Annotated in this window: 11 protein-coding genes; 1 reads left to right on the top strand and 10 read right to left on the bottom strand. The window is 71.5% G+C overall.

The genetic code is table 11. The features are described 5' to 3' along the window. Positions 1-164: 164 nt before the first annotated feature. From IPZ69_RS44615 to IPZ69_RS44580, 8 genes are all read right to left on the bottom strand, one after another. Positions 165-1,052: a DUF5936 domain-containing protein gene (locus tag IPZ69_RS44615; RefSeq protein ID WP_235460633.1), complete on the bottom strand. Its 888-nt coding sequence runs from the start codon at positions 1,050-1,052 to the stop codon at positions 165-167. A gap of 16 nt (positions 1,053-1,068) precedes the next feature. After that, positions 1,069-2,013: a type II secretion system F family protein gene (locus IPZ69_RS44610; RefSeq protein WP_235460632.1), complete on the bottom strand. Its 945-nt coding sequence runs from the start codon at positions 2,011-2,013 to the stop codon at positions 1,069-1,071. Between the two features lie 13 nt (positions 2,014-2,026). After that, positions 2,027-3,364: a CpaF family protein gene (locus tag IPZ69_RS44605; protein WP_235460631.1), complete on the bottom strand. Its 1,338-nt coding sequence runs from the start codon at positions 3,362-3,364 to the stop codon at positions 2,027-2,029. Between the two features lie 24 nt (positions 3,365-3,388). Next, positions 3,389-3,739 carry a TadE/TadG family type IV pilus assembly protein gene (locus IPZ69_RS44600; RefSeq protein WP_235460630.1) on the bottom strand — a complete coding sequence of 117 codons (351 nt, stop codon included), beginning with the start codon at positions 3,737-3,739 and terminating at the stop codon, positions 3,389-3,391. Position 3,740: 1 nt separating this feature from the next. Next, entirely contained in the window at positions 3,741-4,070 is a 330-nt protein-coding gene (locus IPZ69_RS44595; RefSeq protein WP_235460635.1) for a pilus assembly protein, read from the bottom strand. Between the two features lie 71 nt (positions 4,071-4,141). Further along, positions 4,142-5,395: an AAA family ATPase gene (locus IPZ69_RS44590; protein ID WP_235460629.1), complete on the bottom strand. Its 1,254-nt coding sequence runs from the start codon at positions 5,393-5,395 to the stop codon at positions 4,142-4,144. Between the two features lie 12 nt (positions 5,396-5,407). Further along, on the bottom strand, positions 5,408-6,118 hold the full coding sequence (gene cpaB, locus IPZ69_RS44585) for a Flp pilus assembly protein CpaB (protein WP_235460628.1): 711 nt from the start codon (positions 6,116-6,118) through the stop codon (positions 5,408-5,410). Positions 6,119-6,189: 71 nt separating this feature from the next. Continuing rightward, positions 6,190-7,050 carry a hypothetical protein gene (locus tag IPZ69_RS44580; protein WP_374296069.1) on the bottom strand — a complete coding sequence of 287 codons (861 nt, stop codon included), beginning with the start codon at positions 7,048-7,050 and terminating at the stop codon, positions 6,190-6,192. Between the two features lie 247 nt (positions 7,051-7,297). On the opposite strand from IPZ69_RS44580, the gene IPZ69_RS44575 reads away from it, so the two are divergent. Beyond that, entirely contained in the window at positions 7,298-8,998 is a 1,701-nt protein-coding gene (locus IPZ69_RS44575) for a chitinase (RefSeq protein ID WP_235460627.1), read from the top strand. A gap of 123 nt (positions 8,999-9,121) precedes the next feature. Here the strand turns inward: IPZ69_RS44575 and IPZ69_RS44570 are convergent, their stop codons facing one another. After that, the gene (locus IPZ69_RS44570) at positions 9,122-9,604 is read right to left on the bottom strand and encodes an ATP-binding protein (protein WP_235460626.1); all 483 of its coding nucleotides are present in this window, start codon (positions 9,602-9,604) and stop codon (positions 9,122-9,124) included. A gap of 91 nt (positions 9,605-9,695) precedes the next feature. Then, positions 9,696-10,420, bottom strand: a 725-nt coding sequence (locus IPZ69_RS44565; RefSeq protein WP_235460625.1) for an MEDS domain-containing protein, incomplete at its 5' end; no start/stop codon positions are given.

The following is a 10,420-nucleotide window of genomic DNA, read 5'->3' as shown; positions in this document are numbered from 1 at the left end:
CGTGCGGACGCCGCCTCCGGCGTGCGTGCGGACGGGACCTCCGGCGTGCGTGCGGGCGCGGGCGCTTCGCCCACCGCCCCGGCACGGACCGTTTCCGGCCTCCCCCGCCGCCACCGTCGCCCGGTGCCTTCCCTCGTCATCGTCATCACCGTCGCCGCCCCCGCCTACTTCCCCGTGATCGAGCCGAAGTCCACCCCGGAGCCCAGCAGCAGGCCGGCGCCCAGCAGCAGCATCGTCGCCGGGACCATGAACGTCGTGATCATCAGCGTGGCCCGGGGTACCGCGCGGGCGGCCTTGCGGCGGGCGTTCTGGGCGTCCGTACGGCGCATGTCCTTGGCGAGGGACACCAGCGTGTCGACGATCGGCGCGCCCAGTTCCTCGCCCTGCTGCAGCGCCGTGACGAACATGGCGACCTGCTCCGAGTCGTTGCGGCGGCGCAGCTCCGCGAAGGCCTGGCGGCGGCTCATGCCCAGGTCCATCTGGCGCAGCGTGATGCGGAGTTCGTCGGCCCAGGGACCCTCGTACCGGGAGGCCACGCGGTCCAGGGCCTGGCGGAAGCCGAGGCCCGCGCTGACCACCACCGCCAGGACGTCGAGGAAGTCGGGCAGGGTCCGCTCGATGACGTCCTTGCGGACCCGGATCGCCGACCAGATGCCGACCTCCGTCCAGAACGCGCCGAAGGCCAGCAGCAGCACCGCCACGAAGTAGTGGCCGCGCGGCAGCATCACCAGGAAGCCGACGGCGCCCAGCGCCCCGTACACCGCCCGGCGGGCCGCGTAGCGGTCTATGGTCAGACCGCCGGGGTTGCCCGCGAGGTCGATCCTGCGGCGGTACTTGGCGACCTGCTTGGGGCCCATCAGGCGCAGGACCGTGGGCGCGTAGCGCATGCCCAGGCGGTCGATCAGGGAGTCGACCGCGCCGGTGCGGGTCGCTCCCACCTCCAGGGCCACCGCCAGGTCGCCAGGCAGTTTGGCGTCCGCCCGGTACATGCGGATCCCGGCGAAGGCGCCCCAGACGCCGAGGCCCATGACCAGTGCCAGCAGAAATGCCATGAGTCCGCTCCCTCCCTCAGACGTCGATCCGGCTCATCCGGCGGATGAGGACGAAGCCGATGGCGTAGAGCGCGAACGCGATGATCACGCAGGCCTGGCCGACCGCTGAGCCGGTCATGCGCTCCAGGGCGCCCTCCTTGACGCCGTCCATGAGGAAGAGCACGCCGATGCCCATGACGGGAACGGCGTACGAGGTCATGGTCACCTGGGAGAGCTGGGTGCGGATCTCGCGCCGGGTCTCCTTGCGCTCCTCCAGCGTCTCGGTGAGGTTGCGCAGGGCCGAGACGACCTGGCCGCCGGCCTTGTTGGACAGGACGAGGGTGGTGACCAGGACGACGAGTTCGCGGGACGGGAGACGGTCGGCGAGTTCGCCGAGCGCGTCGTCCATCGAGTGCCCGATCGCCAACTGGTCGGCGACCTTGGAGAGTTCCTCGCCCGCCGGGGCCTCCAGCTCCTCCGCCGCCATGCCGATCGCGGTGCGCAGGGCGAGGCCGGCCTGGGTGGCGTTGGCCAGGATGCGGGCCAGTTCGGGGAGTTGGTTGATGAAGCGCTCGATGCGTTTTTGCCGCTGCCAGTTGAGGAACTGCACGGCGGCCCCGATGCCCAGCAGTCCGGCCAGCGGCCCGAAGAAGGGCGCCAGTGCCGCCTGGCCGATGAGCCAGAGGGCGGCGACCGCGGCGAGCATGTAGACGAAGAACTCGCCCGGGGTGACGTCCAGCCCCGTCGCCACCAGCCGCAGCTCCAGTTTCCTGCCGAGCCGGGTGCGGCGCAGCCGCCGGTCGAGGTTGCGGAAGCGGCGCCGCCGCCCGGTCTCGGGGATCCGGCCGGTGTACGACAGGCGGCCGATGAGCGCGGCGCGCTGGGCCCGGCCCGAGGCGTAGGTGTGCACGCCGGCGACGGCCAGGACGCAGGTCAGCAGCGTGACGCCGGAGGTGAGGGTGACGAGGGTGTGGAGATCCATGGGGATGGCCTACCTACCTGGCTTCTCGGGTGGCGAGCTGGTCCGCGCTCAGGGCGACGCCGAAGGCCTGGGGTAGGGGCTGGCCCGCCATGTAGAGGCGGTCGGCGGTGCGGCGTGGGAGGGGGAAGTACTCGAAGCTGCCGTGGACACGGCCGTCGTGGGTCATGGGCCGCGCGTGGAAGCGGGCCACGGTCGCGATCCGGTACGGCTCGCCGCCGTGGCTGTCGAGCAGGGCGATCTCGGTGATGCGGCGGGCGCCGTCGGCGAAGCGGGTCAGCTGGACGATGACGTCGACGGCGCTGTTGATCTGGTCGTGCAGGGCTACGAAGGGGACCTCGACGTCCGACATCGAGGCGAGGGTCTGCAGTCGGGTGAGCGCGTCCTCGGCGCTGTTGGCGTGCACGGTGGCCAGGGAGCCGTCGTGGCCGGTGGACATGGCTTGCAGCATGTCGAGGGACTCGCCGCCGCGGACCTCACCGACCACGATGCGGTCGGGGCGCATGCGCAGGGAGTTGCGCACCAGGTCGCGGATGGTGACCTGGCCCTTGCCCTCCACGTTCGGCGGGCGGGACTCCAGGCGGACCACGTGCGTCTGCTGGAGCTGGAGTTCGGCGGAGTCCTCGATGGTGATGATCCGCTCGTGCGCCGGGATCAGCCCGGAGAGGGCGTTGAGCAGGGTCGTCTTCCCGGTGCCGGTGGCGCCGGAGACGATGATGTTGAACTTCGCCTGCACCAGGCCCGCGAGCAGGAACAGCATGTGCTCGTCCAGCGAGCCGAAGCCGATCAGCTCCTGGAGGGTGAAGGAGCGCGGGAAGCGGCGGATGGTGAGGGTGGGGCCGGTCAGCGACAGCGGCGGGATGATGACGTTGACGCGCTCGCCGGACGGGAGGCGCGCGTCGACCATCGGGTTCGACTCGTCCACGCGGCGGTTGACCGTGGAGACGATCCGCTCGATCGTCTGCATCAGCTGGTCCTGGGAGACGAAGCGGAGCGGCAGCTGTTCGACCCGCCCGCCGCGCTCGACGAAGATCGCGTCCGGGCCGTTCACCATGATCTCCGTGATGGAGGCGTCTTCGAGCAGCGGTTCCAGGATGCCGAGGCCCAGCGCCTCGTCGACCACCCGGCGGATCAGCTGGGAACGCTCGACCGTCGACAGGACCGGGCCCTCGCGGCTGATGATGTGCCCGAGCACCCGCTCCAGCCGGGCCCGACGCTCGGCGGCGGCCAGCGAGCTCATCTCCGCGAGGTCGATCTCCTCCAAGAGCTTGGCCCGGTACGAGGCGACCAGATGGCCGTCCTCGCCCCGGCTGCCCTGCTCCTCGGGGGAGTTGATGCGTGCCCGCAGGCTCATGGGTGGCTGCTCCTCGCTCCTCGGTCAGTGGTCGAGCGGCATGGTGGCGGTCTGGCGGGCGGTGTCGAAGGGCCAGCCGGGGACGAGCGACGGGATGGAGACACTGGCGGTGACGGTGACGGAGTCGTCCCCTTCCGAGGGCTCGCAGGCCACCTTCATGCCGCCGCTGACCGCGTTCGCGCACGCCTGTCCCACGTCCTGCCGCAGCGAGGCGGCCCGCGCCCCCGCACGGGCCGCCGTCCCCGCCTGCTCGGCGGCGTAGGCGACCGCCCCGATCTGGATGCCGGCCAGGGCGACGATCAGCAGGATCGGGATGAAGCCGAGGTATTCGATGGCGACTTGACCGGCATCGCGCCACTTGCGCTCGCACGGCATCTCAGCGCTTCACCTCCTCGACGGCGCCGGCGTGGCCGTGCACCGTGACGGGGAAGTCGATGAAGCCGGGGAAGAGCACCGGGACCTTGAGGTCGACGTCCGCGGTCACATAGCCGGTCCCGTCGCAGTGCCGCACCGCGGCACCCCCCTTCCACGCCCCGGACAGATGCTTCAGCGCCGCTTGCTTGCACACGTCCAAGCGCGCCCCCGGAGGCGCTGCCGTCCCCGCCCGCACCCCTTCGTCCGCAGCATTCCCGGCGAGCGTGAAGGTGTACCCCACGAGCACGCACTGCCACATCAGCACCAGCGTCAGCACGATCAACGGCGTCATGCCGAGGAACTCGATGGTGACCTGCCCCTTGTCACCCCCCGGCCGTTTCGCCTTGTCTCCCTCGGGCCGTTTCACCCGCCGCCCTCCCTCCGGCGCCGCAGACTCACCGACGCCCGGTCGCCCCGCGTCCGGCCGGCCCGCCGGTCCCCCGCGGGCGCCCGCACCAGTCCGAGCTCCCCGGCGAGGGCCCACAGGGCCTGTTTCACCGTGCTCCTGCTGTCGAGTTCGTGGACGCGTCCGGCGTCCACCACCGCCTGGAGTTCCTTGAAGTTGGCGGGGACGGCCGTGCCGGCCAGCGCGGTGCCGGTGATGCGCTGGACGAGCTGCGGCTGGATCTCCGTACCGCGCGAGTGGCGGTTGACCACCACCGTGGTCTCCTCGGCCTTGCGGATCTGCAGCCGGTCCCACATCCGGACCGTGCGCTTGGCGGCGCGTACGGCGACCACGTCCGGGGTGGTGAGCAGGAGTGCCGTCTCGGCCATCTCGACGGCGGCCGCGCTCGCCCCGCCGAGCTGGGCGCCGCAGTCGACGACGACCACCTCGTAGCGGGAGCGCAGGGCGCTGATGATCTGGCGGGCGGCGCGGTCGGTGACCTCCTCGCCGCGTTCGCCGTCGCCGGGCGCGAGCAGCAGGGCGAGGCCCGTTTCGTGACGGAAGACGGCGTCGGCGAGGACGCGCGGGGAGATGTCGGTGATGGCGGCGAGGTCGGCGACCGAGCGGCGGAACTGGACGTCGAGGAAGGAGGCGACGTCGCCGGTCTGGAGGTCCATGTCGACCAGGGCGGTGGCGCGGCCGGAGGCCTGGGCGGCGAGGGCCAGCTGGATGGCGCAGAGGGTGGCGCCGACGCCGCCCTTGGCGCCGCTGACCGTGACGACGGTGCCGCCGACGCCGCTGAACACGTCGGCGCCGTGGCCGAGATGGCGTCGTACGCCGTTGGACCACTGGGCGACGGCCTGGACGCGGCTGGCCAGCTCCTCGTAGCTCAGGGGCAGCCCGACCAGTCCGCGGGCGCCGGAGTCCATGGCGGCGGAGAAGAGGCCGGAGCTGACGTCGGTGGTGATGAGGATGACGCCGACGGCCGGGAAGCGCAGGGCGACTTCGCGGATGAGCTCCAGGGCGGGGACCGGGCCGATGCGTTCATGGACGACGACGACCTCGGGAAGGTCGTCGACGGACTCGGCGGCGAGGCGGGCGAGGGTGTCGATCAGCTGGGTGGAGTCGACGACCGGGGCGAGCGGTTCGGCGTCCGGCAGCTGGCTGAGCAGGGTCGTCACGGAGCGGACGGCGTCCGCGTCCGAGACGGCCGGGAGGATCCTGGTGGGCATGCGGACCGCCTCTCACTTGTCCGTCGCGAGTTCGTACGTGCGGTCCTTGTCGGGGACGGTGGTCTCGCTGCCGGGGGCGACCAGCGCGAGCCGGACCCGCTGGGCGAACGACTCGGCGTAGGTGATGCGCTGGGCGTCGATGGTGGACAGTGCGAAGGTGATCGGGACGGCGTCGGTGGGCCCCTGGCGGTCCTGGCTCTTGCTGTCGGGCTCCAGGGAGGTGAGCCGGCCGACGTCGAGGACCCGGGCGTTGGTCACGATGATCTTGGACTGGTCCGGGTCGCCCTGTTTCCTGCCCTCGAAGGTGGCGTAGACGTTGACGCGGGAGCCCGGGGTGATCTTGCCGGCCACGCCGGTGGCCGCGTCGATCATGATGGCGACCTCCTGCTCGCCCGCCTGGAGCGCGGGCTGGTCGACGATCATGTCGGACTGCAGCAGCGAGCCCTTGCGCAGGGTGGTCACGGCGATCTTGCCCTGGATCTCGCGCAGGCTGGTGATCGCGTTGGACGACAGCCACCGCTCGGGCATCTCGATCTTCTCGAACTGGCTGGTGTTCAGCGTGGCGTACGGCGCCACGTCGGACCTGACCCGGTACGCGGTGACCTCGGGGCCGACCTTGGACTTCACGTCGTCGATGACGGACAGGACGCCGGCGAAGGCGCCGAGCGCGCAGACGACCGACAGGATCAGGAGTATCACGCCGCGGCGCTGACGGGAGTTCATGAACCGTGCAACCTCATTGGGGGAATCGGTCGTGCGGGATCGTCGGGGAGTGTGCGGTCGGACGGGGCGGGTCAGGCGGGCGTGCGTTGTTCCAGGGCCCGGGGTGCGGGGGGCTCGTAGACGGGTGGGGTCGCGGAGCAGAAGACGCAGCGGTCGCCGATGACGTCGATGCCGCACCAGTGGCAGGTGCTCTGCCGTACCGAGGTGACCAGTTGGTAGAGCACGGAGAGGTCGGCGAGATAGCTGCAGAACTCGATGAGCCGGCTCGTCCCCCACCACTGCGGGGACTCGGCCGGCAACGGGGTCTCGCGCAGGCCGTGCGCGCTCCAGGACTTGGCCAGCGAGGCGAGCCAGTCGGACTGCAGCTGCCCCCGGGCGACGAGCATCCAGGTGCTGAACTCGGGTCCGGCCAGGGTGGCGCCGGGCCCGACCCGGACCAGCTGCGGCTCGGGGTGCGCGACGACCGCGAACTGGCTGCCCGGCACCCAGGACTTGGCGTGCGCCTTGAGTCCGACCGGGACGCGGTCGAGCCGGGCGACGGAGCCGAGGACCGCGCCGGAGTGGATGTAGTGGACGAGCAGTCGCCCGGCGGAGGCGAGCACGCCCGGACTGAGGTCGCAGGAGGCGAGCTGCCGCAACTGGCGGGCGAGGACCGCGAGTCCGAGGGGCGGCAGGTCGGGCCGGAACAGGGCGATGCGGTCGCTCTCCAGGAGCGAGCGCAGGGTGTGGAGGCGCTGGGTGACCGCCGCCGGGACGGCCTGCGAGCACAGGACGATCACATGTCCGTGCTGCTCGACGAGCGCCTGGAGTTCGGCCAGCGCATGCTCCAGCGGCCGCTTGTCGAGGTCCCGCAGCACCACGGCGGGCATGGTCCGTTCGTCCTGCACTGGCAGCGCCATGTCGGCACTGGTCACGGCAATGGCAGTTGGCACGCGCAGCTCCCCGCTCTCCCCACCCGTCGGCCCACCGGCGTTACTCCCATGGGCCGGGACGACTTCATTGCGTGACTACCTCAGCACTGTATCCACGCCTCTGTGACCGGAGAACAGCGTTTGTGCAGCTGCTCGGGATCCGTCTGCGCACAAGCCCCGCCAAATCAGGACAGGTTGAGCATCCGACCGTCCTCCGATTTGGTCTGGACCTATTGACAGCTGGATTGGTCTGGACCAACTTGTTGTCATGCCCAGATTCAGACCACGCACACGAACCTGGTCGGCCGTGGCGGCCCTGGCGCTGGCCGTGACGGCGGCGGGGATCTCCGCCGGCCCGGCCTCCGCAGCGGACGTGAACAACGTCAAGAACGCCGGCTTCGAGTCGGCCCTGAGCAACTGGACCTGCTCCGCGAACAGCGGCGCGACGGTCTCCTCCCCCGTCCACTCCGGCGCGGCCGCGCTGAAGGCGACACCGGCCGGGCAGGACTCCGCCCAGTGCACCCAGACGGTGGCGGTGAAGCCGAACTCCACGTACACGCTGAGCGCGTGGGTGCAGGGCGGCTACGCGTTCCTGGGCGTGACGGGCACGGGCACCACGGACGTGTCGACCTGGACCCCCGACTCGGCGTCGTGGAAGCAGCTGTCGACGACGTTCACCACGGGGTCGTCGACGACCTCGGTCGGCGTCTACACCCACGGCTGGTACGGCCAGGCGGCGTACTACGCCGACGACGTGTCGGTGTACGGCCCCGACGGCGGCGGGGGCGGCGACCCGGCCCCGACCGTGCCGGGCGCTCCCGGTGGCCTCGCCGTCTCCGGCACGACGTCCTCGTCGGTCTCGCTGGCCTGGAACGCGGTCTCGGGCGCGACGGGCTACAACGTCTACCGCGACGGTACGAAGGTCACGGCGGTGACCGGCACGTCCGCGACCGTCACCGGCCTCGCGGCGTCGACGTCGTACTCCTTCCAGGTCACCGCGACCAACTCGGCGGGTGAGTCCCCGAAGTCGGCGGCCGTGACCGGGACGACGACGGCATCGGGCGGCGGAGGCGGGGGCGGCGCCGTGCCCCGGCACGCGGTCACCGGCTACTGGCAGAACTTCAACAACGGCGCGACGGTACAGAAGCTGTCCGACGTCCCGTCCGCCTACGACATCATCGCGGTGGCCTTCGCGGACGCCACGTCGACCCCGGGCGCGGTCACCTTCAATCTGGACTCGGCGGGGCTCGGCGGCTACACCGTCGACCAGTTCAAGGCGGACATCAGGGCGAAGCAGGCGGCCGGGAAGAAGGTCATCGTCTCGGTCGGCGGGCAGAACGGCACGGTGTCGGTGAGCGACCCGACGTCGGCCACGAACTTCGCGAACTCCGTCTACTCGCTGATGCAGACGTACGGCTTCGACGGCGTCGACATCGACCTGGAGAACGGTCTGAACGCGACGTACATGTCGCAGGCGCTGCGCGCGCTGTCGGCCAAGGCGGGCTCGTCGCTGGTGCTCACCATGGCGCCGCAGACGATCGACATGCAGTCGACGTCGAACACGTACTTCCAGACGGCCCTGAACGTGAAGGACATCCTGACGGTCGTCAACATGCAGTACTACAACAGCGGTTCGATGCTCGGCTGCGACGGCAAGGTGTACTCGCAGGGCTCGGTCGACTTCCTGACCGCCCTGGCCTGCATCCAGCTGGAGGGCGGCCTGTCCCCGTCCCAGGTGGGCCTCGGCCTGCCCGCCTCGACCAGCGCGGCGGGCAGCGGCTACGTCTCCCCCACGATCGTCGACAACGCCCTGGACTGCCTCACCAGGGGCACCTCCTGCGGCTCCTTCAAGCCCTCGAAGACCTACCCCGACCTGCGCGGCGCGATGACCTGGTCCACCAACTGGGACGCCAAGTCCGGCAACGCCTGGTCGAACGGGGTGGGGGCGCATGTGCACGGGCTGCCGTAGACCCTGAACCCTGTTCCCGAAAGGCTCGACCCGAGCCGATTCCGACCCCCCACGGGTTGCCCCCACGCCGCTCGCGAGTGGCGTGGGGGCCGTCCGCTTCCCGGCCGGTGTCGCGCTTGGCCACTACAGCCCCCGCCAACCGCACCCCTCGTCGCCGCACGTGCCGAGTTCGAACCACACCGTCTTCCCCGGCCCCTCCTCGTGGCAGCCCCAGCGTCGGGCGAGGGCGTTCACCAGGGCCATTCCCCGGCCGCTCTCCCCGGCGCCCGCGTCGATCAGGCGCGGGGCCCGGCGGTCGGCGTCGCCGACCTCGCAGCGGAGCACGCCGTGCGAGGCGGAGAGGGTGAGCCTGAAGCGGCTCGCGGCGTGCCGCAGAGCGTTGGTGGCCAGCTCGCTGACCAGGAGTTCGGCGACGTCCGCCACGTCGCTCTGCTCCGCCAGCCCCCATTCCTCCAGTTGCCGGCGTACCGCTGCGCGCGCCTCGCGGGCCGCCGTGGGCAGCGGCTCGTACTCGACACTCAGGTGGCCTGCCCGTATGGGGGGCTGCGGGTACGCGGCGTACTGAGGGTCGGGATCCGGAAAATGTCTCCCGGAGGGTTGCAGCATGCCCTTCAGGGTGCCTCCCCGCGCACCGCCCCACACGGGGAGGATTACCCCATTCCCTACCTGTACGTACCCGTACCTACCTGTGTCCGGGCTACGCGTACTGGATGCGGACCGTCGCCCCCTCCGCACCGTCGCGCACGTCCACGTACGCGCACACCTGCCGGGTGAACCACAGTCCCTGCCCCGGCTCCAGGTCCCCGGTCGGCGGCGGTACGAAGCCGGCGAGCGGGTCGGTGACGCCGCGCGGCAGGCGGAGTTCGCAGACGCAGGCCGGGGCCCGTCCCCACAGCAGGGCGCCGGTCGCCGGGCCGAGGGCCGTCTCCGCCTCCGTGACGGCCGTGGTGAACAACTCCGCGTCGGCGGGCGGGAGTCCGTGCTCGGCCGCCCAGGTGCGCACGCCGTCGTACAGGTCCGCCACCGGCAGCGAGGTCGCGTCGCCGGGCGGCGGCGGCAGGGGTACGGCGTCCAGTTCGCGCACGAGGGTGGGCGGGGCCTCGTACAGGCCCGTACCGGGGTGGGCCCGGCGGGCCTCCTCGACCAGGGCGGAGCCGGCGGTGCGGGTGTCGTAGGCGCACAGGGCCGTTGTGGAGAAGGGGGCGAAGAGGAGGTTGGCGAGGGACTCGTAGCGGATCCACTCGGCGCTCTCCCGGGGCGAACTGCCCGCGCGGCCCGCCCAGTCCGGCTCCATGAGCAGGTGGATACGGCCGCCCGGGCCGGCGTGCGCGGCGAGGTAACCGGCGCCCTGGGCGACGGCGTTGGCGGCGGAGCCGGTGTACCAGTCGGTGTGCGGGACGAAGCCGACGTCCTTGGCGTCCG

This window comes from Streptomyces olivochromogenes (genome assembly GCF_021538895.1).
Taxonomy (GTDB): Bacteria; Actinomycetota; Actinomycetes; order Streptomycetales; family Streptomycetaceae; genus Streptomyces; species Streptomyces olivochromogenes_A.
Note: the sequence above shows the minus strand (reverse complement) of the source record. Positions and strands in the feature narration are given on the sequence as shown.

Coding starts and splice junctions, on each gene's coding strand:
- IPZ69_RS44615 (WP_235460633.1), bottom strand. CDS start 1,052: ATGGCATTTCTGCTGGCACTGGTCATGGGCCTCGGCGTCTGGGGCGCC.
- IPZ69_RS44610 (WP_235460632.1), bottom strand. CDS start 2,013: ATGGATCTCCACACCCTCGTCACCCTCACCTCCGGCGTCACGCTGCTG.
- IPZ69_RS44605 (WP_235460631.1), bottom strand. CDS start 3,364: ATGAGCCTGCGGGCACGCATCAACTCCCCCGAGGAGCAGGGCAGCCGG.
- IPZ69_RS44600 (WP_235460630.1), bottom strand. CDS start 3,739: ATGCCGTGCGAGCGCAAGTGGCGCGATGCCGGTCAAGTCGCCATCGAA.
- IPZ69_RS44595 (WP_235460635.1), bottom strand. CDS start 4,070: ATGACGCCGTTGATCGTGCTGACGCTGGTGCTGATGTGGCAGTGCGTG.
- IPZ69_RS44590 (WP_235460629.1), bottom strand. CDS start 5,395: ATGCCCACCAGGATCCTCCCGGCCGTCTCGGACGCGGACGCCGTCCGC.
- cpaB (WP_235460628.1), bottom strand. CDS start 6,118: ATGAACTCCCGTCAGCGCCGCGGCGTGATACTCCTGATCCTGTCGGTC.
- IPZ69_RS44575 (WP_235460627.1), top strand. CDS start 7,298: ATGCCCAGATTCAGACCACGCACACGAACCTGGTCGGCCGTGGCGGCC.
- IPZ69_RS44570 (WP_235460626.1), bottom strand. CDS start 9,604: ATGCTGCAACCCTCCGGGAGACATTTTCCGGATCCCGACCCTCAGTAC.